This window comes from Syntrophales bacterium, assembly GCA_035363115.1.
Lineage (GTDB): Bacteria > Desulfobacterota > Syntrophia > Syntrophales > PHBD01 > PHBD01.
This window is the reverse complement of the sequence record DAOSEM010000001.1, coordinates 927,691-952,433: the sequence shown is the minus strand read 5'-3', so window position 1 is coordinate 952,433 and position 24,743 is coordinate 927,691. Positions and strand designations below refer to the sequence as shown.

Below are 24,743 nucleotides of genomic sequence, written 5' to 3'. Positions count from 1 at the left end.
TCCTCGTCTAATTTCCCGGCCACACCGGCCTTCCCGGTCGTACAGCGGCGCAAACGGTATCATATCTCCCCATGGGCATCAAGGGGATAACCGAATCCGAACCATGGGATTTGCGTGGAAAGAAAGCCTGTCTCCGTCAGGACGGACCGTTCCTGTCCGCATGGCGGACGATCAGTCCATAGGCCCTTTTCTTCGGGACTCCCAAACAGCGGCAGGCCTCTGTGGCAAGGTCTCGACTCGAGTGAATACCCCTGCGCCGGGCTTCCTCGAGAACCCGGAGAATCGACTCGTCCGTCACTTCCCCGGTTGAGTCCGGGCACCCATCGACCAGCACGACAACCTCACCTTTCACCTCCCGCCCGGACAGAGATTCCAGCAGCGTCCCCAGGGTTCCACGGAGGATCTCTTCATGGATCTTTGTCACTTCCCTGGCTACCACGGCTTTCCTGTCCCCCAGGACGGCCGCCATGTCCCGGATGGACTCCGTCAGTCGCGTCGGGGATTCATAAAACAGGAGCGTTCCTTCCTCCGCCTTCAACGATTCGAGGAAGCGGCGGCGGGCAGGAGAACGCGCTGGAAGGAACCCCGCAAACAGGAACCGGTTCATGGGAAGACCGGATACGCAGAGGGCTGCAATCGACGCAGTCGGCCCCGGAACGGGAACCACGGGGATGCCCGCCTGGATGGCGCCGTTGACGAGCACGTAACCGGGATCGGAGATCCCCGGGGTGCCGGCGTCCGCCACATAGGCGATGTCCTGTCCTTCCTGAAGACGCCGGATCAGGGACGGCGTACGGCTGCGCTCCGTCTGATCGTAAAGGCTGACCAGGGGGGTCCGGATTCCATAGGCATTCAGGAGCTTCTTCGTCCGGCGTGTGTCCTCCGCCGCAATGCAGTGCACCTCTTTCAGAATCCGGAGTGCCCTCAGGGTCACATCCTCCAGGTTCCCAATGGGAGTTGCCACGATGTACAGCGTTGCCGTCGGCATGACTGCATCCCCTTTTCGATTGACATATCAATGTGTTTTATGGTTAAAAGCCACCGCCTTGGAATCGTCCGGATGCCGTATGGGCTACCGTCCCCTGTGGTCTGCACGATACCGACGGAGCCGTTTCCAGGCCGGCGGAGAGATACTCATAGCAACCTCCCCGGGAAAAGCCAACGCCAAAGAAATCGGAGCGTCTCCGCCATGACTGTGAAAAAAAGGGTCCTCGTTACCGGCGGAGCCGGGTTTCTCGGTTCCCACCTCTGCGATGCCCTGATAGCAAAAGGCGAGGAGGTCATCTGCCTGGACAATTTCTTCACGGGCAGCAAGGACAACATCCGCCATCTGCTTTCCCACGAACGGTTCGAACTGATCCGCCACGACATCACGAACCCGATCTACCTGGAGGTCGACGAAATCTACAACCTCGCCTGTCCGGCATCTCCGGTTCATTACCAGTACAACCCCATCAAAACCATCAAGACGAACGTCCTCGGGACAATCCACACCCTGGGTATCGCGAAGCGCGTCCGGGCGAAGATCCTGCTCGCATCCACCTCGGAGGTCTACGGCGATCCGGAGGAGCATCCCCAGCAGGAAAGCTACTGGGGCCGGGTGAATCCAATCGGCATCCGGAGCTGCTACGACGAGGGGAAGCGGGCCGCCGAGTGCCTGATGATGGACTACCACCGGCAGAACGGGGTCCGGATCAAGATCGCCCGGATCTTCAACACCTATGGACCGAGAATGGCCCTTAATGACGGCCGGGTGGTGAGCAACCTGATCCTGCAGGCACTCCGGGGCGAAGACCTGACCATCTACGGTGACGGATCCCAGACCCGGTCGTTTTGCTACGTCGATGACATGATCGCGGGACTGGAGCGGCTCATGAGCACACCCGACGACTGCACCGGCCCGATCAACATTGGAAATCCCGCTGAATTCACGATCCTGTCCCTTGCGGAGGAGATACTCCGCCTGACCGGATCCGGATCGAAGATCGTTCATCGTCCCCTGCCCCAGGACGATCCGGTTCAGCGTAAACCCGACATCGCCCAGGCGCGGAGCCTCCTCGACTGGAATCCTTCCGTCCAGCTGGAAGAAGGGCTCCGGAGGACCATCGCCTACTTCCGCAGTACCATCGAGTGAGTTCAGGAGAGACCATGCCTTACAACCGAAACATCCTCTGCATCGGAGCCGGCTACGTGGGCGGCCCCACGATGGCCATGATCGCCCTCAAGTGCCCAGATTACCGGGTGACCGTGGTGGACATCAACGCGGAGAGAATCGCAGCCTGGAATTCCGACAGACTGCCCATCTACGAACCGGGCCTGGATGAAGTCATCCGGGCCGTCCGGGGGAAAAATCTTTTTTTCAGTACGGACATCGAAAAGGGAATCCGCGAGAACGACATCATCTTCGTGAGCGTCAACACCCCTACGAAGACCTTCGGCGTCGGAGCCGGCATGGCCGCCGATCTGCAGTACTGGGAAAAGACCGCCCGCCAGATCCTGCAGTACGCCGAAACCCCAAAGATCGTCATCGAGAAAAGCACCCTCCCGGTCAAGACGGCCCAGGCCATGGAAAGCATCCTCCACCACACCGGAAATGGAGTCTGGTTCGAGGTCCTGTCGAATCCCGAGTTCCTGGCGGAGGGATCGGCCATCCGGGACCTCCAGACACCGGACCGCGTGCTCATCGGGTCGCGGGAGACGGAGAGGGGGCTCCGGGCCCGGCAGATCCTCGTGGACATCTACGCCTCCTGGGTTCCCCGGGAAAGGATCGTCACCTCCAATATTTGGAGCAGCGAGCTTTCCAAGCTCGTCTCGAACGCGTTCCTTGCCCAGAGGATCTCCTCCATCAACGCCATTTCCGCGCTCTGCGAGAAGACCGATGCCGATGTCGAGGAAGTGGCCCGGGCCGTCGGCATGGACAGCCGGATCGGTCCCAAGTTCCTCAATGCAAGCATCGGGTTCGGGGGCTCCTGCTTCAAGAAGGACATCCTCAATCTCGTGTACCTGTGCCGCCACTACGGCCTCGACGACGTGGCCTCCTACTGGGAAAGCGTCGTCCGCATCAACGAATACCAGCAGTCACGTTTCATGGGCGCAATGCTGGCGGCCATGTTCAACACCCTGGCAGGGAAGCGGATCTGCCTGTTCGGCTTCGCCTTCAAGGCCAATACGGGGGACACCCGGGAAAGCCCGGCGATCTTCATCGCCCGCAGGCTACTGGAGGAAAAGGCGGTGGTGGTCATCACGGATCCGCAGGCACTCGACAGCGCACGGGCGGACCTGAGAAGCGCCGTCGGGGACATCCGTTATGTCGCAGACCCCTATGAAGCGGCGGCGGGTTGCCATGCCATCGCCGTCATGACCGAATGGGACCTCTACCGGCAGTTGGACTACCGGCGGATCTTCCACGGCATGGAGAAGCCGGCCTTCCTTTTCGACGGGCGGAACATCCTCGACCATCGCGGGTGTTTCGATCTCGGCTTCAACGTATATCCCCTGGGGAAACCACCGCTCAAGCATTTCTGATATCGAAGAAGGAAACATCATGGACACGGAACAGATCGATCGCCTTGCCCAGCCGGGCTCTACAAAAATTGTTTACCTTGTCATGGACGGCCTGGGAGGACTGCCCGCTCCCGGCGGAACGGATACGGAGCTGGAGGCGGCGCGGACGCCCCATCTCGATGCCCTGGCCCGGGAAGGAGTATGCGGCCTGCTGGACCCTGTCGGCCCGGGCATCACTCCCGGCAGCGGACCGGCGCACTTCGCCCTCTTCGGTTACGACCCCGTGAAGAACAACATCGGCCGCGGAATCCTGGAAGGGGCCGGCATCGACTACCCCATGACGGAAAAGGACCTGCTGATCCGGGTCAACTTCGCCACCATGGACCGGGACGGACTCGTCATCGACCGTCGCGCCGGCCGGATCGACAACGAGACGAACCGCCGCGTGTGCCGCAAGCTTCAGGAGGGAATCCGCCTCCGGTCCAACGTCCCGTTCTTCTTCGAACCCGTAAAGGAGCATCGGGCCCTCCTCGTCCTCCGGGACGAGGGTCTCCGGGATGAAATCGAGGAGACAGATCCCCAGAAGACGGGGAAGCCGCCCCTTCCTCCCCGGGCGATTGTACCGGAAGCGGGCGGAACCGAAGCGGTCCTCTCGGAACTGGTGAACGAGGCCCGGCGGGTTCTCGCGGACGAGGAAAAGGCAAACATGGTCCTCCTGCGCGGCTATGCAAAATACCGGAAGTTCCCGAGCCTGTCGGAGCGGTTCAGGCTGAATCCCCTGGCCATCGCCTCCTATCCCATGTACCGGGGAATCGCCCGTCTTCTGGGCATGACGGTCCACGCGCCGACAGAGACGATCGCCGACGAGTTCGAGGCCCTCCGCGCGTCCTTCGGGATGCATGATTTCTTCTTCGTCCACGTCAAACCGACAGACTCGCGCGGAGAAGACGGCAACTTTGACGCCAAGGTGAGGGTGATCGAAGAGGTGGATGCCCTGCTGCCGCGCATCCTCGATCTCAAGCCGGATGTGCTGGTGGTGACAGGCGACCATTCCACGCCGGCCGCCCTGAGCGGCCACAGCTGGCACCCCGTCCCGGTCCTCCTGTCGGCCGGGACCTGCCGGCCCGACCGGGTGGAGCGATTCGGGGAGAGAGATTGCATCGGGGGCGGGCTCGGTCACATCCCCATGGTGAACCTCATGGCCCTGGCCTTGGCCCATGCGGGAAGACTGGAAAAGTTCGGTGCCTGAACCACAATGAATGGGGGGACCGATTTCAAGCCGGTCCCCCCGTCTCCTGCATAGACTGCCGGAAATCCCGATCAGCCCTTTTTTCTCTTCTCCAATTCCTCTGCTCGAAGTTGCTTCCGCAGGATTTTTCCGACGTTCGTTTTCGGCAACTCCGTACGGAACTCGACCTCCGTGGGCAGCTTGTAAGCGGCCAGGTGATCCTTGCCCCAGTTGATCAACTCCTCCGCCGTGGCCTGTTCCCCCTCCTTGAGGACGACGAACAGCTTCACGTTCTCGCCGCGCTTCGTGTCCGGAATGCCGATGGAGCAGGCCTCCAGAATTTTGGGATGCTGGTAGTAGATTTCGTCGATATCCCGTGGGTAGACGTTATAGCCGCCGGAGATGATCATGTCTTTCTTCCGGTCGACAATGTAGAAATACCCGTCCTCGTCCATGGTTGCGATGTCCCCGGTGTAGACCCAGCCGTCCTTCAGCGTGCTGGCCGTCTCCTCCGAGCGCCCCTTGTAGCCCAGCATGATCTGGGGTCCCTTGACGATCAGCTCGCCCCGCTCGCCCACGGGCATGTCGGTAACACCGTCCTCCAGGTCCACGATGCGGCACTCCGTGTCGGAGATGGGCACCCCGACGCTTCCCACCTTGCGGGCCCCGCCATGGAAGGGATTGACATGGGTGACCGGGGTGGTCTCGGTCATCCCGAATCCTTCCACAATGGTCGCCCCCGTGAGCTTCTCGAAATCGTGGATGACCTCCACGGGCAGCGGTGCGCTTCCGGAGAAGGCCCCTTTGATACAGCTCATGTCGGTGGCCTTCAGGTTTGGGTGACTCAACATTCCGATGTACATGGTCGGAACGAGGGGGGCGAAGGTGGGCCTGAATTTCCCGATCGCCTCCAGGAGCGGCTCCGGCTGAGGTCGCGGCACCAGGACCTGGGCCCATCCCATATGGATGGAAAAGTTCATGGACACCGAAAGGCCGAAGACGTGGAAGTACGGCAGGGCGCCCAGCATGATCTCCGTACCCTTCGTGAACTTCGGGAACCAGGCGGAAAGCTGCTGGACCTGCTTGCTCAGGTTGCCGTGAGTCAGCATGACCCCTTTCGACACGCCGGTGGTTCCCCCGGTGTACTGGTACATGGCGATGTCGTCAAAGGTCAGCTTTGCCGCAGGAGCGGTCGGACCGTATTTGCTCAGGCAGTCCTTCCAGCGGTAGACGTCCGGTGCGGCCTTCACGTCGGCGGCCATCTTCTTCTTTTTTGCCACCAGCGGGAAGAGAAGGTTCTTCGGGAAGGGAAGGTAGTCCCCGATGGATGTGTAGACGATCTGGCGGATCGACGTTCGCGGTCGCAGGTCGATCATCCGGTTCCCCAGGAGATCCAGGGTAACCAGGACCTTGGCACCGGAGTCGTTGAACTGGTGGTCCAGCTCCGGGTCGGAATAGAGGGGATTGTTCATGACGGCGATGGCGCCGATCTTGAGGATTGCATAATAGGCCACGACGCAGGGGATCACGTTCGGCAGGAGAAGGGCCACAGCATCGCCCTTCCGGATCCCGAAATCCGTCAGGCAGGCGGCGAATCGGTCCACCATGTCCTTCATCTGCCGGAACGAAGCGGTATATCCCTGGAAGATGAGAGCGGGCCTGTCCGGGAACTGCCCGGCCGTCCGCTCCATGATGTCCGGAAGACAAATATTCTCGTACTTGACGTTTTCGGGAACTCCCTGCTCGTAAGACTTCAGCCACAGTTTCTTTGCATAGACGCTCTCTCCTGCCATGAAAAGCCTCCTTTCGAGAAAAAAACGGACCGAATTGTAACGGTTTCTTCCATACCGGCGCGGATGCCGCGCGTGCATTCCACGTTCCGGTAGGGGGTGCGCGGTGAGACACGGAAGTTAATCGGTTGGATTATAATGGATCGTCTTCCCATTATCCATAAAAAAAGCCCCGGCTCGCTCGAGCCGGGGCCGTGAAAACGATCTGCCTGAAACTATTTTATTCCTCCGCCGGTGCGGCACAGACCTCGACCGGGGCCGGCTCTTCCTCAAGACCCATGGCCTTCCAGACGATCTCCGCCAGGTCGAGGGCTTTCATGCTCTCTTCCTTGCCGTGGAACTTGATTCCATCGCTCATCATGGTGAGACAGAAGGGACATCCGACGGCGATGGTGTCCGCATTCACGTCGATGGCCTGCTTGGCCCGGGCGTCGTTGATGCGGTCGCCGTGCTCCTCCATCCACATGCGAGCACCGCCGGCGCCGCAGCAGAAGCTCTTGCCGTGGTTCCGAGCCATCTCCACCGTCTTCGCGCCGGGAACCGCCGCGAGGATCTTTCGGGGCTGCTCGTACACGTTATTGTAACGTCCCAGGAAGCAGGAGTCATGGTAGGTGAAGGCACCTTCCACAGGTTTCTGCAGCTTGATTTTTCCCTGGGCGATCAGGTCGGCGATGATCTCCGTGTGGTGATAGACCTCGAAGTTCCCGTCGAAGTTTGGATAATCCTTCTTCAGGGCATTGTAGCCGTGGGGGCAGGTGGCGATGACCTTCTTCACGCCATAGGCTTTCATCATCTCGATGTTCGCCTGGGCGAGTGTCTGATAGAGGTATTCGTTCCCTCCCCGCATGGCCGAGTCGCCGCAGCAGCTCTCCTCGTTTCCCAGGATGCCGAAGCTGACTCCCGCCGCCTGGAGAATTTTGGTGAACGCGACGGTGACCTTCTTGCCGCGGTCGTCAAAGGAGCCGGCACAGCCCACGTAGAAGAGGTATTCCACGTTGGCGTCCTCAGCCAGCGTCTTCACGCCAAGTTCCTTGGCCCAATCCGCCCGGAGGTGGGATCCCACGCCCCAGGGATTGGAGTTGTTTTCCATGTTACGGTAGGTCAACTGAAGCTCGGGGGCAAAGTCCGCCTCCATCAGGACCTTGTACTGCCGCATGCCGACGATCTTGGGTACATGCTCAATGGAAGACGAGCAGTTCTCCATGCAGTACATGCAGTTCGTGCAGTCCCACAACTCGTGGAGATCGATGGCTTCGCCCACGAGGGCCCGCTCCGCAGGCGGCTGGTATCCCTCTCCGGCCATTTTGACTTTCCCGATGAGGGAGGCCAGATCCAGTATCCTTCCCAGCTTGGCGAGCTTGCCGTCGCCGGCAGTGGCGTTCTTTGCCGCAACGGCGGCCGGTGCCTTCTCCAGCCAGTAGGTCTTGATGTCCTGAACCAGCTTCTTGGGCGAAAGGTGCTTGCCCGTCAGGTAAGCCGGGCATCCATCCTGGCATCGCCCGCAGCGGGTGCAGGCGTCGGAGTCAAAGATCTGCTTCCAGGTGAACTCCTCCAGGGTGCCCACACCAAAGCTCTCTGCATTCTCGAAGTCGCGGATGGGCTCCAGCTGGCCGACCGGTTTCAGGGTTGTCATGAAGTGGTTGGCCGGTGTCGTGATGATGTGCATCAGCCGCGAATAGGGGATGTAGGCGATGAATCCCAGGGCGATGAAGGTGTGGATCCACCAGGTCGCCGCATGCATCGCCTTTGCAGATCCCGGTTCAACTCCGGAAAAGGCCTTGGCCAGGTTCCAGCCCACAAACGACCAGGTCTCCCAGGGCGCCTCCTGCCAGGTGACATGGATCCGGAGAGCCTCGATGATGAATCCCGTTACGATGATACCGAGGATCAAAAGCAGGACGATGGCGTCATCGGGGGTCGTATCCGGATTCCCCTTGTAGGTCAGGCGGTCTGGTCTCTGGATGTAGCGTCTCCACAGGGCCATGAGGACACCGATCAGGACGAAGAGACCGAAGAGATCCATGATCATGGAGAACACGAGGTAGAACTTGCCCCTGAGGAAAGCGATGCCGAAAGGTTCGGTAATGTGAAACTCGGTCGCGTCGAAAGCGGCCCCGAAAATGAGAACGAAGAACCCGAAGAAGATCATGCCGTGCATGATGCCCGGGTACAGGTCTTGCCAAGTCTTGATCTGCAGGATTCCGTTTCTCCAGAGCAGCTTGAGCCGTTCGTTGCGGTTGTCCGTGCGGATTTCCGGTTTGCCCATGGCGGTCCACATCTGCCAGCGCCGGAACAAGCCGACTGCAAAGATGACCATGGCAATGCCGGTAAAAAGGAAGAGGAACAGCTCGAAGCTCTCGGCATTCCAGAATACCTGCCGGCCTTCGTTGCCGATTCCGATTGGTGCGATTCCGTGTGCCATAACTCCTCCAAGCGATATGTTCTTGCGTGATCAGCGAGGGGTGGCGAATGGGAAGCAAAGACAGCGGTGAAAGACGTACGCATGGGAAACGTGCAGGTAGCCGACGACCCTGACGGCCGCCGGCTACCCACTGCGACTTACCACTGAAGAAACCTGCTACCCAAGCAGCTTCTTGCACTCCTGCGTCAGGGCCGGCACGACCTTGAAGAGGTCATCCACGAGCCCGTAATCGGCCTTCTGGAAGATCGGGGCTTCCGGATCCTTGTTGACGGCCACGATGTACTTCGAGGAGCTCATGCCGGCGAGATGCTGGATGGCGCCCGAAATTCCACAGGCGATGTACAGGTTCGGAGACACGACCTTGCCGGTCTGTCCCACCTGGTCCGACTGGGCTCTCCAGCCGGCGTCCACGGCGGCACGCGAGGCACCCACCGCGGCTCCGAGAACGGCCGCCAGCTCTTCCAGGATGGCGAAGTTTTCCGGGCCCTTCATCCCGCGGCCGCCGGAGACGATGATGTTCGCTTCCGACACGTCGATCTTGCCCGACTGTTCCTTCTGCACTTCCAGGACCTTCGTCTTCAGGTCGCCCAAACCCGGGTCGAACGACTCGACGGCGCCGGCCTTTGCGGTCTCGACAATCGGGAAGACGTTCGGACGCAGGGCTGCGATCTGCGGCGTTGCGGACGTGACGATCTCACCAAAGCACTTGCCGGCGTACATGGGGCGAACCGCCAGGAGCTTGCCATCGGCAATCTTCACATCCGTGCAGTCCGAAGCCATGCCGGTGGCCAGCTTGCCGACCAGCCGGGGGGCCAGATCCTTGCCCTGAAAAGAGGCTGCCACCAGCAGGATGGCCGCATCGTTGTCCTTCACAACCTTGGCGACGGCCGCCGCATGGGCATCCGTCGTATAGGGCTCGAACGCGGCATTGTCGGCCACGTAAACCTTGTCGATTCCGTATTTTCCCAGCTCTCCGGCAATGCCCGACACGCCGGAGCCGCACACCACGGCGCAGGCTTCCTCGCCCAGCTGGTCCGCCAGTTTCCGGGCGGTGCTGGCCAACTCGAAAGTCACCTTCCGGAAGGCGCCGTCACGCAGTTCTGCAACAATCCATACACCTTTTGCCATGATCGATATCCTCCGTGATTCCGTATGTTTTTATAATTAGATGACCTTCGCCTCTTCCCGCAGAAGCTTCGCCAGTTCCGCCGCCTTGCCTTCGGGCGTATCGTCGGCGCAGAGAATCTTTCCAGGAGGACGGGCGGGCGGGGGGACCATCTTCGCCACTTTCGATTTGGCATCGGCGGAGACGCCGAGAGCGGCGGCGTTCTTCGCATCGACCGGCTTCTTCTTGGCTTTCATGATGCCGGGGAGCGAGGCGTAGCGGGGCTCGTTGAGACCCTTGGTCGCAGTAATCACGCAGGGCAGCGCCGTCTCGATGACCAGCTGGGCGCCCTCGATGGGCCGCACGGCCTTGACGGCCGTTCCGTCGATGTCCAGCTTCGTGACGAAGGTCACCTGGGGAATGCCCAGGAGTTCCGCCAGGATGGCACCGACCTGGGCGGAGTCATCGTCGATGGCCCGCTGGCCGCAGAAAATGATGTCATAGGGCATGCCCTTGATGGCCGCCGCCAGGGCCGCCGCCGTGGTGTAGGCATCGGCCGCGTTGAGGGCGGGGTCGTCGATGTGTACGCCCTTCTCGGCGCCCATGGCCAGCGCGGTGCGAATGGTTTCCATGGCCCGGGCGGGTCCGATGGACACGATCGTCACGTCGCCGCCGACCTTCTCCTTCAACTTCAGGGCTTCTTCAACACCAAACTCGTCATAGGGATTCATGACCCACTTGATGCCGCCCTCGTCGATCCCCGAACCATCGGCCTTGACCTTGATCTGGGCTTCCGTATCCGGAACCTGCTTTACACATGCAATGATATTCACGTTCTCCTCCTTCCCGAATGGGAGCCGGCCTTGTGCGGACGACCCCTCCATCCAGCATGTATTGGTTTCTTCATGCAAGAGGGCGGGGAGTCCCGCCCTCTTGTTACATCCTGTCGATTAGAGCCGGTTCTTCACGATGTCGTCGACAACGGAAGGATCGGCCAGCGTGGTGGTGTCGCCAAGGTCGTCGATCTGATTGGCGGCAACCTTCTTGAGGATACGCCGCATGATCTTGCCGCTCCGGGTCTTGGGCAGACCGTCGGCGAACTGGATCTTTTCCGGCGTGGCGATGGGACCGATCAGGGTCCGGACATGGGCAACCAGTTCCTTTTTGAGGGCATCGGACTTTTCGACACCACTCTTCACCGTCACGTAGGCATAGATCGACTGGCCCTTCAGGTCATGGGGATAGCCGACAACGGCCGCCTCGGCAACCTTGGCGTGGGCGACCAGCGCGCTCTCCACTTCCGCCGTTCCCATCCGGTGTCCGGAAACGTTGATGACGTCATCGATACGCCCGGTGATCTGGTAGTAGCCGTCCTTGTCGCGGCGGCAGCCGTCACCCGTCACGTAGTAGCCGGGGAACTGCTCGAAGTAGGTCTCGGCGAAGCGCTTGGGATCTCCATAGACGCCGCGCATGATGCCGGGCCAGGGGCGCTTGATGCAGAGGGCGCCGGAGGCCTCGGTGGTCGTGATTTCCTTGCCTTCGTCATCCAGGAGAACGGGCCAGACACCTGGGAAGGGCATGGTGGCCATGCCGGGCTTGATGTCGATGGCTCCGGGGAGCGGGGTGATGAGGATGCCGCCCGTCTCGGTCTGCCACCAGGTGTCCACGATGGGGCACTCGCCGCGGCCGATGATGTTGTAGTACCAGTTCCAGGCCTCGGGGTTGATGGGCTCGCCGACGGTTCCGAGGATCCGGAGGCTGGAGATGTCGGCCTTCTTGACCCACTCGTTGCCTTCCTTGGCGATGGCGCGGATGGCCGTGGGAGCGGTGTAGAAGATGTTGACCTTGTACTTCTCGACGATCTTCCAGAAGCGGCTGATGTCGGGGTAGTTGGGCACGCCCTCGAACATGACCGAGGTGGCGCCGTTGCAGAGGGGACCGTACACGATGTAGGAGTGTCCCGTGACCCAGCCGATGTCGGCGGTGCACCAGTAGACGTCCTCTTCCTTGTAGTCGAAGATCATCTTGTGGGTGTAGGCGACGAAGACGAGGTAGCCGCCCGTGGTGTGCATGACGCCCTTGGGCTTTCCGGTTGAGCCGGACGTGTAGAGAATGAAGAGGGGATCCTCGGCGTCCATCGGCTCCGCGGGACAATCGGCGGAGACCTTCGCCATGGCATCATCCCACCAGATGTCCTTCGCGGGATTCATGTTGCACTTGATCTTGTCGCCGACGCGCTTCACGACGATGATCTTCTCCACCGAGGGGCTCTCCGCCACGGCTGCGTCGGCGCTGTCCTTCTGGGGAACCGCCTTGGCGCCGCGGAAGGTGCCGTCGCAGGTGACCAGGATTTTCGAGGTGCTGTCCTGGAGCCGGTCACGCAGGGAGTCGGAGCTGAAGCCGCCGAACACGATGCTGTGGACGGCGCCGATGCGCGTGCAGGCCAGCATGGAGATGGCCAGTTCGGGGATCATGGGGAGGTACAGGCAGACACGGTCGCCCTTCTTGATGCCCAGGGACTTCAGAACGTTGGCGAACTTGCAGACTTCCTCGTGAAGCTGCTTGTAGGTGATGGCCCTGTCCTCGCCGGGCTCGTTGCCTTCAAACTGGATGGCAACCTTGTTGGCCCGGGTCTTGAGCTGCTTGTCGAGGCAGTTGTAGGACACGTTCAGCTTGCCGCCCTCGAAGAACTTCACGTAGATGTCGCCCTTCTTGATGTCGAAGTTGTAGTCCATGACCTTGTCAAACGGCTTGAACCACTCCACGTACTCCTTGGCGATCTCGGACCAGAATCCATCAGGGTCGTCGATGGAGCGTTTCCAGATCTTGTCGTACGCTTCCCGGCCGCTGATGTAGGCCATCTTCTTGATCTTCTCCGGTACCGGATAGACCTCTTTCAACTGAACCTTTTCTTCTGCCATGTGTTCTACGTACCTCCCTTGCTTGATGTTTTTTGAATTGATGGGTACCCGCCCTGTCCCTTTACGAAGCCTGAAGGAGCGTTTGCCAGCGCTCCTGGTTTGCCGGATTCAGGCTGGCCGTGCCCGCCGGGTCATGATCACAGTCATCATTTCGCGACCGTGCCGGAACCGTCGGAGGCGATCCGACCTGAACATGAAACCCGCCTGAATTCCAAAAGGGGATGGCCTGCGGCAAGATGCGTGGGGCCTGTGAACGGTGGTCATTCGCTGACTCCCGGTCATACGCTAACGCGCGATTTGCCCTATATCAATTATCCTCTTTCTGTCAAGCGTTATTTTGCCCCGGCAATGGGCCGCCACGGCCCGTCCGGCGGGTGTTCCACGGTGAATCGGAACGCCGGAAAGGGCTCCCGGAAGGCCCCCGGTCCTCCCCAGGCTGAGAGACCTGGAAACAGCAGACAGAGAATCTCCAGAGCGTGTGTTTTTTTTGCTACACTCTCGGCGGGCCGATCCCAAAAGGGAACACACCGGGGACAGGCCGCACCCTTGGCTGCTCCTGGGCAATGTTTCCAAATGGTGCCCGGACACAACGTACATTTCCTTTCATTTCGATAAGATAAAGAGATCCTTGAGGCACGATCCACACCGTACTGCCCTTCCGTGGTACACCCCTTGCAAGCTCAACGTTCATCAAGGTTGCCCGTTTGTCACAAATACAGACAGTCGCCTTGACAAAGGGTAGCGGGGGGTGATACCTTCCGCAAACCTTTTCAAAAAGGAAGGAGGTGACACGGGGGTCAGCAGGACGGGTCGGGAAGGCAAACGCCCGGCCGGTCATTTCCTTCCGCCGTCAGGCGGCAGGGAAGCAAGAGGGAGCGGAAGAAGGGTCCTTTCTGCCCGGAAGGACCGGACAAAATTCAGATTTTCTCTTTTGGAGGAAACAATGAAGAAACTTTGGATTGCTTTGCTGTCGGCCATGGTCGTCTTCGCGATCGCCATGCCGGCATCCGCCGTGGACGTAAAGTTCAGCGGCACCTACCACGTGTGGGGCGTGTTCGACAAGAACCACTCCCTGCTCGATAACGAGAACGCCGTTAACGCGGCGGGCGGTCTCCTCGGCAACGCGGCGACCGGTGCTGGCATCGGCCAGTACGGCTCCCAGGCGTTTTTCCAGCAGCGCCTGAGAATGCAGACCGAGTTCAAGGTCGTTGAAGGCCTCACGCTGGTGACCCGGTTCGACGCCCTGGAGAAGAAGTGGGGCGATCGGCGATGGGCAGGTGCAGTGGACAGCACCAGCCGCGCCGCGTGGAGCGGTCTCGGCGCTGACGCTCGTGTTCAGGAGAACATCGAATTCGAGCGGGCCTATGTCGACTTCAACACCGGCATCGGCAAATTCCTCGTGGGTTACCAGAACTTCCTCGCCTTCGGGACGCTCTTCGGCGACTCGAACGCGACCCGCCCCGGCATCAAGTACATCCTTCCCGTCGGCCCGGTGGCCATCATCGCGGCCTGGGAAAAGATGACGGAAGGCGACAGCGGGCGGCCGACCTCTCAGGCTGCCGCTGGTGTGGTTCCGGAGTTCTACAACGACACCGACGCGGACATCTTCGACCTCGGTTTCGTGTACAAGGGCCAGTCGGTTGAAGCCGGCGCCATCCTGCAGTGGGGTCGTACTGCCGGCGGTGCTACCGTCAACCGTGCGAACTATGTTTACACCACGAGAGCATGGGACGTGGGTACGTTCCAGAGCGCTTTCGTGCTGGATCCCTACTTCAAGGCGACCCTCGGTCCCGTCTACATCGAAGGCGAGGCGGCGGTCATCTACGGGAAGCTCTCCTGGGAAAACCCGATTCAGGCAGCGGCCATCGTGGGCGGTGCCGGATCGATGACGACGGACGTCGACTTGTTCGGCTACGGCCTCTACCTGGGTGCCCGCGCTGATTTCGCCCCGGTGTACTTCGGCCTCCAGTTCGCCTACATCACCGGTGACGATCCGGCGACCCCGGACAAGCGGGAAGGCGGCTTCATGGCCGGCCTGCTCGCCGGTCAGGCCTACAACCCGGCCCTCATGATGTTCAACGATGACTTCCACACCTGGGTCGGCGACCGCGGCAGCGCAAACTATCGCGGAGCCCTGACGGCGGGACGCGCGGCTGACTATGTCAGCACGTTCCTCGACAACTGCTGGTTCTATCACATCTACGTGGGCGTGAAGCCTGTTCCCAAGGCGGACATCAAGCTGGCCTTCACGTACGCCACCGCGCAGAAGAAGCCCTGGGCCTCCCCTGCCACAGCCGGATTCGCATGGCTTGCCGGGGGTACCCCCAACACGGGCAACCCTCTGTCCGAGTACAACTCCGACAAGTACGGGTACGAGCTTGACCTCGTGGCCTCGTACAAGATCTACGACAACCTGGAGTACATGATCGGCGCCGGTTACTTCTGGCCCGGTGACTACTTCAAGGGCAACTACAACGCACCCACAACGATTGCGGGTCTCAACTGGGCCAACAGCTACAACTTCGAGCCGGCCCTGTCCAACGACTACCTCTTGATGCACAAGCTGACACTGAGCTTCTAAGTTCAGCCGTCATCGACCCCCGTTTGCCGACGGCCCCGGAGGGGAAACCCTCCGGGGTTTTTTATTGACAAAATCCAGCCCGTGTCGCATAGAAGAACCATATCCGCCTGAATCAAAACCATTATAATCCCTTGTATTTTAAGGAACAGGAACCGCCATGCCCATCTATACATTCGAATGCAGCAAGTGTGAGACCGTCTACGACCACTTCCTGAAGATCGGGGAACCGTACGACGGGTTAGCCTGTCCCCAGTGCGGGGCCAGAAAGCCGAAGAAGCGCGTCACGGCGTTCAAGACGAATTCCTGGTCTTCCTTCCTGGACGGCATGGAGCGAAGGGTCAGCCCCGAGAAGTTCAAGTAGGTGCTTCCATCCGGAAAATTCACGGCAATCTCACGGGACTGAAACCGGACCAGATCCGGCGGATCGAGCAGCTCTACCGCCGCCGGATCCCGCCAGACCGCGTCGTCACCCAGGACGTCGCCCGGCATCTCACGGAGCCGTCCCGCGAACTGAACCGCCAGATCGGGATCCTCGTGAACCGCCGGGGGGACGTGGAGGAAGTGATCGTCGGCTCCCACCGGGACATCCTGATCCCCAGCCTGGACCGCTTCCGCTTCGCCGCCAGCCGCCTGCGGGGGCTTCGCCTCATCCACACCCACCTGAACGGAGAAAGCCTCACGGAAGACGATCTGACGGATCTGGCCCTCCTCCGGCTGGACCTGGTGTGCGCCGTGCTGGCGGACCTTGACGGGCTCCCCGGCATTGTCCACACGGCCCACTTGGTCCCGGAAAATCCCGAAGGCTCCTACTGGTCCTTCCTGAAACCCGTCCGGCCCCCCGACCTCGTCCTGAACTTCGCCTCCTTTATATCCGACCTGGAGGGAGCCATCGCAAAGCGCCAGACCTCCCGGCGGGTGGATGCCGCCGACCGGGCCATCCTGGTGCGGGTGGAGACGAATCCCATGGCGGACACGGAGGCGGCCCTCGTCGAATTGCGCGAGTTGTGCCGGACTTCCGGAGTGGAGGTCTTCGATGCCGCCGTCCAGCAGCGGCCCCAGCCGGACCCGCGCTACCTCCTGGGAAAGGGAAAACTGGCGGATGTCGTTATCCGTGCACTCCAGATGGGCGCCAACTGCCTTCTCTTCGACCACGAGCTGTCCCCTGCGCAGGCCCGTTCGATCGCCGATTTCACGGAGCTCAGGGTCATCGACCGGACCCAGGTCATTCTGGACATCTTCGCCCAGCGGGCTCACAGCCGTGAGGGCAAGATCCAGGTGGAGCTGGCCCAGCTCAAGTACCGCCTCCCGCGCCTGGCCCAGCGAAACACCGCATTTTCGCGCCTCGCCGGAGGAATCGGCGGCCGGGGTCCCGGTGAGCAGAAACTGGAGATCGACCGGCGCCGTGTCCGCGACCGCATCCACCGCCTCGAACGGGAGCTGAAGGAGATCGAGAAGGCCAGGGACCAGAGAAGAACAAGACGCCGGCGGGAGGGCCTGCCGGTCATCTCCATCGTGGGTTACACGAATGCCGGAAAATCAACGCTCCTGAACGCCCTCACGAAGAGCGACGTCCTCGCCGAGGACCGCCTCTTCGCCACCCTCGACCCGAAGAGCTCCCGCCTCCGCTTCCCGCGGGACACCGAGGCCATCATTACAGATACTGTCGGTTTCATCCGGAACTTGCCCCGGGAACTGATGGCGGCCTTCCGGGCAACCCTGGACGAGCTTCAGGAGGCGGACCTGCTCCTGCACGTCATCGACGTGAGCAACCCCGGCTTCGAGGAACAGATCGAGGCGGTGGATAACATCCTTCGGGAACTCGACATCGCCGGGAAGCCGCTGTTGAAGGTCCTGAACAAGGCGGACCGCATCGACGACCCGGCCCTGCTGGAGACCCTGTCCCGGAGGTACGAGGCGCCGGCCGTCTCGGCCCTCCATCCTGAGACCCTTCCCGCCCTCCTGATCCGTCTCGAATCCGTCATCGGCAGCCGTCGTTAAATAGGATTACACTTCCCATATTGAACCGGAAGCCCCTTCCCTTTCCGGGGAAAACCCGCTATAAGAAAGGCCGAAACCCTACAAGTAAGGTCGTCATTATGATCCCCTCCGGGCGATTCCCGTTTTTCCTCATCCTGTTATGTGCTGTGGCCCTGACCGGGTGGTGGTCCCTGTCGGTGGAAGCCGGTGCGGCCCGTAAAACCGGGAAAATCCACCTGGCGGTTCTCTATTTCGAAAACGAATGCATTGCTGACCGGGAAAAGCTCGACGCCTTTCAGAAAGGAATTGCGGAAACGCTCATCGCCGACCTGGGCCGCCTGGGTCGCCTGCAGGTCGTGGAGAGGGAACGGCTGGACGCCCTGCTGTCGGAGATGAAACTCCAGCAGTCGGGCCTGACGGACCCGGCCTCGGCGGTCCGGCTCGGCAGGATCCTCGGTGTCCAGGCCCTCCTGATGGGCAGTTACACGGCCATCGGAGACATGATCCGCATCGACGCCAGGATCGTGGAGGTGGAAACCGGCCTCATCCTGAAGGCCGAGGAAGTCACCGGACGAACGGACGACTTCTTCCAGTTGGAGACCTCCCTCGTGGAGAAAATCGCCGCTGGTCTGGACGCGCCGCTGACGACGGAGGAACGGAGCCTCTTGACGCGGGCGGGCGGACGATCCTTTGCCGCTTTCCTGGAATACTCCCGGGGGCTCGACGAAATGGACCGCCGCAAATGGCGGGAGGCGGAAAAGGCATTCACAGAGGCCCTCCGGATCGACCCGGGCTTCGAGCAGGCTGCTCAGAAACGAAGGGAACTGCAGTTGAAAAGGGGGGTGAAGCGGCCTTGAACGGAACCCGAAGGGCTTCCTGTCTGATTTACATCCTGGCGGCCGTCCTCCTTGTGGGATCCTTTGCATGCCACGCCGCGGAAGAGACCGTCCGGCAGCCGAAAGGCGGCTGGCTGGTCGCCGTCTTTCCCCTGGAGGACCTGTCGGCCTCGGAGGAGACGAGGGGCCTCGGGGAAAAAATTGCCGCGGCCCTCACGGATGGATTCGCCCGCTCCGGAAAGGTCCGGGTCGTGGAGCGGTCGCGGCTGCATGAGATCCTGAAGGGGATGAATCCGGGAGTATCGGGGGTTCCGGACGAGCGATACGCCGTTCGGGCGGGCCTGCTCCTGGGGGCAAACGCCGTGGTCCTCGGATCCTTTCACAAATACCGGGATTCGGTCAGAATCAGTGTCCGGGTTGTCAAGACGGAAACAGCCGAGATTCTATCCACGGGAAAGGGTACCGGGAAATTCACCCGGCTGCGAGAACTCGAGGAGAAGCTGACTGCGGATGTTCTGCTGCAGCTTTCGTCCCAGATTCCATAGGAGGTCATCATGGACAAGTCTGCACTCTCGAATCGGAGCACGCTCCTGCTGCTCCTGGCAGCGGTTTTCCTTTTGGCGGGCTGTGGCTCCGTTGCTCTCCAGGTAAAGGCCAACTCGGCGCTCCAGAACAAGCGTTACGACGAGGCGCTGGCGGCCTACCAGGAAATCCTGAAGTCGGATCCGAACAACGTGGAGGCCCTCAAGGGAATCGGCGAGACATACCTCAAAATGAAGAAAGGACCCGAGGCCGTCCCCGCCCTGGAGAAGGCCTACAAAGCCGACCCGGACCGGCGGACCATCATCAACCTCGGCCTGGCCTACGCGGAGACAGGGAATTACGGGAAGGCGATCGATACCTGGGACGTCCTCCTGGCCCGAGAACCCGACAGCAACATAGCCAACCTGGTGAAAAAGCAAAGATTGCTGGCAACCTACAAGGACGCATCCCAACAGGCGAAGAACGCCCTTGCCCAGGAGAGGGCACTGATATCGAGCGGACTCGTTGCGGAGCAGGAGGCAGTATCTTCCCCGGCCAAGCAGGAAACCGTCCGGGAGGCACCGCCCCCCAGGTCCTCCAAAAAGGCCACACGAAGCCGGACCAGTCGCAAGTCGCGGACCGCTACGAAGGAAAAGCCCCGGGCGGAAGTGAAAGCTGTCGCTCCATCGCCAAAGCCCGGCTCCACAGCCGCGACCAGGCCCAAGGCGGCAGCCATACCGAAGGAGAAGCTGGACAAGGCCTTCCCGGTGAATGATAACATCATTGCCGTGTCCCCCTTCGGGGACAAGGGAAACACGGAAAAGACGAAACACCTTCGGAAGGCCCTGGCGGCGATGATCATCACCGACCTGAGCAAGGCCAAGGGGATCCAGGTGGTGGAACGGATCAGGCTGCAGAAGCTGCTGGACGAGATGAAGCTCGGCCAGTCGGGGATTGTGGATCCGGCCACTTCGCCCCGGATCGGACGGCTCCTGGGGGCCGGCAAGATCGTCTCGGGCGGCATGCTCGGCGCCGGTGCCGACGACCTGCACATCCTTCGGATCCTGACCAGCGTCGCCACAGGGAAAGACCTGGGAGACCAGGACGCCCGCGGGAAAACGGAGGAGTTCTTCAAGCTTCAGAAGGCCATCGTCTTCGGCATCCTGAAGGATCTGGGGATCAAGCTGACGCCTGCCGACGAGCAGATCATCAACCGGTATGCAACACGCTCCTACCAGGGACTGCTGCTTTACGGTGAGGGGCTCGACTGGCAGGACCTGGGGGAATGGGATAAGGCGATCGACGCTTTCACCCGCTGCGTGAACGTCGATCCGACCGGCCCCTGCGGATCAGCCCTCGCGGGCTCGCCGTCGTCCGGAGAAGCAGCCTCCAGCGCGGAAGCGGTTGTCACATCCATCACGGTGGCGACCGAGGCCGACGTAGCGGCCGCTCAGGCTGCCGGTGTTGGGGGAGGCGGTGGTGGTGGCGGCCACTGAGGCCTGCAACTTACCGTATCGATAAGACAAGACAGGGGGCAGCTTCCAAAGCTGCCCCCTGTCAATTTTGGGAGGGGGCGGATTTCAAATCCGCCCTCTTTCGTTTGTTTACATGACCCCTTTGTACCAGCCGCCGTCGATCTGTATGGCGGCGCCGGTGATGTAGCCGGCGGACTCGGAGGCCAGGAAAGCCACCAGGGCCGCGAACTCCTCCGGCGTCCCCAGACGCTTCATGGGGATGTCCGCCTCCCACTTGGCGATCACCGCTTCGGGCGTCGTGCCCGTCTTTTCGGCAACGGTCCGGGAAAGGCTCCGGACGCGCTCCGTCAGTGTGTAGCCCGGGCAGACGCTGTTGACCGTGACGTTGAACGGCGCCAGCTCGTTGGATAGGGACTTGGCCAGGCCGATGACGCCCGAGCGGATCGTGTTGGACAGGATCAGGCCGTCAATGGGCTGCTTCACGGAGATGGAGGTCATGTTGATGATGCGTCCCCACCGCTTCTCCTTCATGACGGGGACGGCCTCCCGGGTCATGATGATGGTGGACAGCAGGTTCAGGTGGAAGCCCTTCTCCCACATCCCGTCATCGATATCCAGGAAAGGCACCGACGGCGGCCCCCCGGCGTTGTTCACAAGGATGTCCAGCGTGCCGTAACGTTCGACGGTCTTGCTGACAAAGGCCTTTGCCTGTGCGGGATCGGACACGTCCGCCGCCACGGCCAGGACTTCGGCCCCCGTTTCCCTCCGGATTTCATCCGCTGCCGCCGGCAGGGCCGGGTCGTCGAGGGCGCCGATGGCCAGGCGGACGCCTTCCCGCCCCAGCGCCTTTGCCACCGCCAGCCCCAGGCCCATGCTCCCTCCGGCCACCGCGGCCACCCGGTTCTTCAATCCTAAATCCATGGCTGTCTCCTTTCCGCCGTCAGGCTTCTTTGCCGTAATGCTCCTCGATCCAGGACCGGTATGCCCCGGTCCGGATCCCCTCGATCCACGGCCGGTTCGCCAGGTACCATGCCACCGTCTTCCGCAGGCCCTCCGCGAAGGACTGGCGGGGCCGCCATCCCAGCTCTCCGGCGAGTTTGGAAAAGTCGATGGCATAGCGGCGGTCGTGGCCCGGACGGTCCGCGACATACGTGATCAGCCGCTCCCGGGACTCCCCGTTTTCCGCCGGCGCCAGTTCATCCAAGAGCGCACAGATCAGGTGGACGATGGCGATGTTCTCCATCTCCGCGTTGCCTCCGATGTTGTACGTCTCCCCCCGCTTCCCTTCCCGCATGATCAGCCAGATGGCCTCGCAGTGGTCCTCCACGTACAGCCAGTCCCGGACGTTCCTGCCGTCGCCGTAGACCGGCAGGGGCTTGCCCTCCAGGCCGTTAAGAACCATCAGGGGGATCAGCTTCTCCGGAAACTGGTAGGGACCGTAGTTGTTGGAGCAGTTGGAGATCGTCGCGGGAAGTCCGAAGGTCTCCGAATAGGCCCGGACCAGGTGGTCCGAGGCGGCCTTCGAGGCCGAGTAGGGGCTGTTGGGACGGTAGGGCATGTCCTCGGTGAAGAGACCCGTCGGACCGAGGCTCCCGTAAACCTCGTCGGTGCTCACGTGATGGAAGAGCCGGAAGGCGGCCCCCCGGGCCTTGGCCCGCTCCAGGAGTTGGAAGGTCCCCAGGATGTTCGTGTGGATGAAGCTCTCGGGGCGACGGATCGACCGGTCCACGTGCGATTCGGCGGCAAAATGGCAGACCCCGTCGATGCCGTGCCGGTCGAAGAGGTCCTCCAGGCACGCGGCGTCGCAGACATCGCCGTGCTCGAAGACATAACGTCCCGGGTATCGCTCCGCGACTTCCGTCAGATTGTCCGGGTTGCCTGCGTAGGTCAGCTTGTCGAGGTTGACGATGCGGCCGGTAAAATCATTCCGTTCCAGGAGAAACCGGATGAAGTTGCTCCCGATGAATCCGCATCCTCCCGTCACGAGGAGATTTTCGAACATCATCGATGATCCTTTCAGGTTGCCGCCGGAACCGGCGAGCGGCGGATCAGCGCAGGAACCCCTGGATGATCCGGTTGACGGCCTCTTCGTAGCTCAGCCCCAGGCTCATGAGCTTCATGAGCTGGTCGTTGGCGATCTTGCCGATGGAGGCCTCGTGGGTCAGCTCCGCCTCGGGGTGAAAGGCCTTGAGGGAGGGGATCGTCTCGTTCCGGCCGTTTCCGATGAGGATGGCGTCGCACTCGATGTGGCCGAAGCACCGGGCCCGGGCCTCCAGCGTGGCAAAAAAGTCCTGCACCGAGTCGTCTTTGATGACGGACCGGGACACCAGGTTGGCCCGGCTGTCGTCCCCCTCCAGGACCAGGGAGTTTCGCGAGACGGCCCGCTGGCTCCCCTCGGTCATGACTCGTTCGGTCACCAGGAGCACGCTGCCGGGCCCCAGGACGGCCTCGTTGACGCGGTTCGCCTCGTCGACTCCGCCGATCTGGGTCAGCTCCATCTCCGCCTGGGCGCCCTCGGCGAGGACGACCCGGGTGGAGGGGTTCAGGGACCGCTTGCCCCGGCCGGGGCCGGTGGCGTAATGCTTCTCCACATAGCGGACCTTCGCCTTCCGGCCAACCTGGAACTCGTGGAGCCCCTCGTGGCCTTCCGGGTCGGCTCCGCCGCAGTGGATCCCGCAACCGGCGATGATCGTCACATCGGACTTCTCGCCGATGATGAAGCGGTTGTACACGACGTCGTTCAAGCCCGCCTGGCTTAAAATGACGGGGATATGAACCGATTCGTTCACCGTTCCGGGCTTGATGGTGACGACGATGCCCCGGTTGTCCTCGAGGCTCTCGATCTGGATGTTGGCGGATACCTCCCGGGCCAGGAGACGCCCGTTTTTTCGGATGTTGTAGGCCCCCTTCGGAAGCCCCTCCAGGTCCGCCACCGTCTTCAGCAGGTCTTTATCGAAAGCATCCAACATCGTCGATTCTCACGCATGCCTTGTAGTTGCAGATACTCATGTCACTCAGGAGAGGAAGGGCACCCTTCAGATCACCCTCGTAGGCGAAGCGGCCGCCGTTGACGATGAGAACCACGTCGGCTACCTCCAGGAAGGCTCGGTTGTGGCTCACCACCAGCGTCGTCGTCCCGTGCTCCGCCTGCTCCCGCTTGAGCAGGTTCACCATGGGCCCGATGGTCCACAGGTCGATTCCCGTGTCCGGCTCGTCGTAGATGGCCACCTTGGGGTTCCGGGCGATGGTCGTGGCCAGTTCGATCTTTTTGATCTCGCCGCCGGAGAGCTTGGAGTCCACCGGCTTGTCCAGGAACGACAGGGAGCAGATGCCCACGCGGCGGAGCAGGGCCAGAAGCTGGATTTCCTCGTCCGTGCCGGAAGCGATGGACAGGAGATCCCGGAAGGTGATTCCCTTGAACCGGGCTGGCTGCTGGAAGCTGTAGGATATCCCGGCTTTCGCACGCTCCGTGATGGAGTACCCGGTGATGTTCTCGCCCTGGAACAGGATGGAGCCTTCCGTTACGGGATTGATTCCCATGATGAGCTTCGCCAGCGTCGTTTTCCCACTCCCGTTGGGCCCCGTGATGGCGTAGAACTTGCCCCGTTCAAAGCTGTAATCGATCCCGTCGATGATGCGGCGGATGCCGCCGTTCCCCCCGTTTTCGTCGGGACCGTCCTCCACGGAAAAGACAATGTTTTTCAGATCCAGCATGACACTTCCCTCATTTGGCATTTCGGATCCCGCCGACCGGGGCGGACATCGGTGTGCCTATGATGGAATTCATCCACCCTGTCAACGGGAAATTTCCCCATCCAGGATTTCCGCCTCCTCCCGAACCGGCACTCCCTTGAGGAGGCTGTCGCTGACGGGGCAACGGGCCCTGACAAGCCCCAGGAAGGCCTCGACCTCCTCTCTGGGAGAAGACGAGCGGATGGTCATCGTCATACGGATTTCCTGGTATCCCGGACGCACCCCTTCCTTTCCCCGGATGAATCCGTCCGGGTCCAGGGTTCCCTCCACGGAGACGCGGAATTCCTGAAGGTCGATCCTGGAGGGACGGGCCAGGAACCGTGCCGTGATGCAGAGGCAGGAACCGAGAGCGCACAGGAGCATTTCCACGGGGTTCATGCCTGTGTCGGTCCCTCTCATCGTTTTCGGTTCGTCCGCCGTCAGGGTGAATCCCCGCACGGTGTTCGCCACTGCCATCCCCTCCTCCAGGACCGATTCGGCCCGGAACGTGTGCAATGCCATCGCGTCTCCTTTTGTCTCCAGGATACGAAACGGGAATACCCGGCCGCGCGGCGGCGCTCCCGCTCCATGCTTCCCGGGGGGTCGTGGCCTCTGCAACCGGCAGGCTGACCGCGGACCACCCCGGCGGA

20 protein-coding genes are annotated in these 24,743 nt (G+C 61.5%); 9 read left to right on the top strand and 11 right to left on the bottom strand.

The genetic code is table 11. The features are described 5' to 3' along the window. Positions 1 to 136: 136 nt before the first annotated feature. Positions 137 to 988 (bottom strand): 16S rRNA (cytidine(1402)-2'-O)-methyltransferase, encoded by an 852-nt coding sequence (gene rsmI / locus PLO63_04110; GenBank protein ID HOI73312.1) that lies wholly within the window; start codon positions 986 to 988, stop codon positions 137 to 139. A gap of 201 nt (positions 989 to 1,189) precedes the next feature. Between rsmI and PLO63_04105 the strand changes: the two genes are divergently transcribed. From PLO63_04105 to PLO63_04095, 3 genes are read left to right on the top strand one after another with little or no spacing between them, the layout of a single operon-like run. Next, positions 1,190 to 2,134, top strand: coding sequence for an SDR family oxidoreductase (locus PLO63_04105; GenBank protein HOI73311.1), 945 nt, complete (start codon positions 1,190 to 1,192; stop codon positions 2,132 to 2,134). Positions 2,135 to 2,148: 14 nt separating this feature from the next. Beyond that, a complete protein-coding gene (locus tag PLO63_04100; GenBank protein ID HOI73310.1) occupies positions 2,149 to 3,525 on the top strand; it encodes a nucleotide sugar dehydrogenase in 1,377 nt (458 codons plus the stop codon). Between the two features lie 19 nt (positions 3,526 to 3,544). Beyond that, a complete protein-coding gene (locus PLO63_04095; GenBank protein ID HOI73309.1) occupies positions 3,545 to 4,753 on the top strand; it encodes a 2,3-bisphosphoglycerate-independent phosphoglycerate mutase in 1,209 nt (402 codons plus the stop codon). Positions 4,754 to 4,824: 71 nt separating this feature from the next. Here the strand turns inward: PLO63_04095 and PLO63_04090 are convergent, their stop codons facing one another. The 5 genes from PLO63_04090 to acs all read right to left on the bottom strand — a co-directional run bounded on the left by PLO63_04090 (position 4,825) and on the right by acs (position 12,970). Further along, positions 4,825 to 6,525, bottom strand: coding sequence for a long-chain fatty acid--CoA ligase (locus tag PLO63_04090; GenBank protein HOI73308.1), 1,701 nt, complete (start codon positions 6,523 to 6,525; stop codon positions 4,825 to 4,827). 217 nt (positions 6,526 to 6,742) lie between these two features. Next, positions 6,743 to 8,944 carry a heterodisulfide reductase-related iron-sulfur binding cluster gene (locus PLO63_04085; protein HOI73307.1) on the bottom strand — a complete coding sequence of 734 codons (2,202 nt, stop codon included), beginning with the start codon at positions 8,942 to 8,944 and terminating at the stop codon, positions 6,743 to 6,745. Between the two features lie 156 nt (positions 8,945 to 9,100). After that, positions 9,101 to 10,072 (bottom strand): electron transfer flavoprotein subunit alpha/FixB family protein, encoded by a 972-nt coding sequence (locus PLO63_04080; protein ID HOI73306.1) that lies wholly within the window; start codon positions 10,070 to 10,072, stop codon positions 9,101 to 9,103. A gap of 36 nt (positions 10,073 to 10,108) precedes the next feature. Beyond that, the gene (locus PLO63_04075; protein HOI73305.1) at positions 10,109 to 10,882 is read right to left on the bottom strand and encodes an electron transfer flavoprotein subunit beta/FixA family protein; all 774 of its coding nucleotides are present in this window, start codon (positions 10,880 to 10,882) and stop codon (positions 10,109 to 10,111) included. A 117-nt stretch (positions 10,883 to 10,999) separates the two neighbouring features. Continuing rightward, complete coding sequence (gene acs, locus PLO63_04070; GenBank protein ID HOI73304.1) at positions 11,000 to 12,970, bottom strand: acetate--CoA ligase; 1,971 nt, start codon at positions 12,968 to 12,970, stop codon at positions 11,000 to 11,002. Between the two features lie 943 nt (positions 12,971 to 13,913). Between acs and PLO63_04065 the strand changes: the two genes are divergently transcribed. From PLO63_04065 to PLO63_04040, 6 genes are all read left to right on the top strand, one after another. Then, a complete protein-coding gene (locus PLO63_04065; protein ID HOI73303.1) occupies positions 13,914 to 15,551 on the top strand; it encodes a hypothetical protein in 1,638 nt (545 codons plus the stop codon). Between the two features lie 157 nt (positions 15,552 to 15,708). Then, positions 15,709 to 15,912: a zinc ribbon domain-containing protein gene (locus PLO63_04060; protein ID HOI73302.1), complete on the top strand. Its 204-nt coding sequence runs from the start codon at positions 15,709 to 15,711 to the stop codon at positions 15,910 to 15,912. Continuing rightward, entirely contained in the window at positions 15,855 to 17,549 is a 1,695-nt protein-coding gene (hflX, locus tag PLO63_04055) for a GTPase HflX (protein HOI73301.1), read from the top strand. The genes PLO63_04060 and hflX overlap by 58 nt, the downstream gene beginning before the upstream one ends. Positions 17,550 to 17,647: 98 nt before the next feature. Then, a complete protein-coding gene (locus PLO63_04050; protein ID HOI73300.1) occupies positions 17,648 to 18,385 on the top strand; it encodes a CsgG/HfaB family protein in 738 nt (245 codons plus the stop codon). After that, the gene (locus PLO63_04045) at positions 18,382 to 18,909 is read left to right on the top strand and encodes a CsgG/HfaB family protein (protein ID HOI73299.1); all 528 of its coding nucleotides are present in this window, start codon (positions 18,382 to 18,384) and stop codon (positions 18,907 to 18,909) included. The genes PLO63_04050 and PLO63_04045 overlap by 4 nt, the downstream gene beginning before the upstream one ends. 9 nt (positions 18,910 to 18,918) lie before the next feature. Then, the gene (locus tag PLO63_04040) at positions 18,919 to 20,382 is read left to right on the top strand and encodes a tetratricopeptide repeat protein (GenBank protein HOI73298.1); all 1,464 of its coding nucleotides are present in this window, start codon (positions 18,919 to 18,921) and stop codon (positions 20,380 to 20,382) included. Positions 20,383 to 20,490: 108 nt separating this feature from the next. Here the strand turns inward: PLO63_04040 and PLO63_04035 are convergent, their stop codons facing one another. The 5 genes from PLO63_04035 to PLO63_04015 form a co-directional block, all read right to left on the bottom strand. Then, on the bottom strand, positions 20,491 to 21,282 hold the full coding sequence (locus PLO63_04035) for an SDR family oxidoreductase (GenBank protein HOI73297.1): 792 nt from the start codon (positions 21,280 to 21,282) through the stop codon (positions 20,491 to 20,493). 19 nt (positions 21,283 to 21,301) lie between these two features. Next, the gene (gene rfbB / locus PLO63_04030) at positions 21,302 to 22,366 is read right to left on the bottom strand and encodes a dTDP-glucose 4,6-dehydratase (protein HOI73296.1); all 1,065 of its coding nucleotides are present in this window, start codon (positions 22,364 to 22,366) and stop codon (positions 21,302 to 21,304) included. Positions 22,367 to 22,409: 43 nt separating this feature from the next. Next, positions 22,410 to 23,330 (bottom strand): SufD family Fe-S cluster assembly protein, encoded by a 921-nt coding sequence (locus PLO63_04025; GenBank protein ID HOI73295.1) that lies wholly within the window; start codon positions 23,328 to 23,330, stop codon positions 22,410 to 22,412. Then, positions 23,311 to 24,075: an ATP-binding cassette domain-containing protein gene (locus PLO63_04020; protein HOI73294.1), complete on the bottom strand. Its 765-nt coding sequence runs from the start codon at positions 24,073 to 24,075 to the stop codon at positions 23,311 to 23,313. Before PLO63_04020 ends, PLO63_04025 begins: the two co-directional genes overlap by 20 nt. 81 nt (positions 24,076 to 24,156) lie before the next feature. After that, positions 24,157 to 24,615: an OsmC family protein gene (locus PLO63_04015; protein ID HOI73293.1), complete on the bottom strand. Its 459-nt coding sequence runs from the start codon at positions 24,613 to 24,615 to the stop codon at positions 24,157 to 24,159. Positions 24,616 to 24,743 lie beyond the last annotated feature (128 nt).

Bases quoted from the DNA above. Each gene is read 5' to 3' on its own strand.
- rsmI (HOI73312.1), bottom strand. From the start codon at position 988: ATGCCGACGGCAACGCTGTACATCGTGGCAACTCCCATTGGGAACCTG.
- PLO63_04105 (HOI73311.1), top strand. From the start codon at position 1,190: ATGACTGTGAAAAAAAGGGTCCTCGTTACCGGCGGAGCCGGGTTTCTC.
- PLO63_04100 (HOI73310.1), top strand. From the start codon at position 2,149: ATGCCTTACAACCGAAACATCCTCTGCATCGGAGCCGGCTACGTGGGC.
- PLO63_04095 (HOI73309.1), top strand. From the start codon at position 3,545: ATGGACACGGAACAGATCGATCGCCTTGCCCAGCCGGGCTCTACAAAA.
- PLO63_04090 (HOI73308.1), bottom strand. From the start codon at position 6,525: ATGGCAGGAGAGAGCGTCTATGCAAAGAAACTGTGGCTGAAGTCTTAC.
- PLO63_04085 (HOI73307.1), bottom strand. From the start codon at position 8,944: ATGGCACACGGAATCGCACCAATCGGAATCGGCAACGAAGGCCGGCAG.
- PLO63_04080 (HOI73306.1), bottom strand. From the start codon at position 10,072: ATGGCAAAAGGTGTATGGATTGTTGCAGAACTGCGTGACGGCGCCTTC.
- acs (HOI73304.1), bottom strand. From the start codon at position 12,970: ATGGCAGAAGAAAAGGTTCAGTTGAAAGAGGTCTATCCGGTACCGGAG.
- PLO63_04065 (HOI73303.1), top strand. From the start codon at position 13,914: ATGAAGAAACTTTGGATTGCTTTGCTGTCGGCCATGGTCGTCTTCGCG.
- PLO63_04060 (HOI73302.1), top strand. From the start codon at position 15,709: ATGCCCATCTATACATTCGAATGCAGCAAGTGTGAGACCGTCTACGAC.
- PLO63_04050 (HOI73300.1), top strand. From the start codon at position 17,648: ATGATCCCCTCCGGGCGATTCCCGTTTTTCCTCATCCTGTTATGTGCT.
- PLO63_04040 (HOI73298.1), top strand. From the start codon at position 18,919: ATGGACAAGTCTGCACTCTCGAATCGGAGCACGCTCCTGCTGCTCCTG.
- PLO63_04035 (HOI73297.1), bottom strand. From the start codon at position 21,282: ATGGATTTAGGATTGAAGAACCGGGTGGCCGCGGTGGCCGGAGGGAGC.
- rfbB (HOI73296.1), bottom strand. From the start codon at position 22,366: ATGATGTTCGAAAATCTCCTCGTGACGGGAGGATGCGGATTCATCGGG.
- PLO63_04025 (HOI73295.1), bottom strand. From the start codon at position 23,330: ATGTTGGATGCTTTCGATAAAGACCTGCTGAAGACGGTGGCGGACCTG.
- PLO63_04020 (HOI73294.1), bottom strand. From the start codon at position 24,075: ATGCTGGATCTGAAAAACATTGTCTTTTCCGTGGAGGACGGTCCCGAC.
- PLO63_04015 (HOI73293.1), bottom strand. From the start codon at position 24,615: ATGGCATTGCACACGTTCCGGGCCGAATCGGTCCTGGAGGAGGGGATG.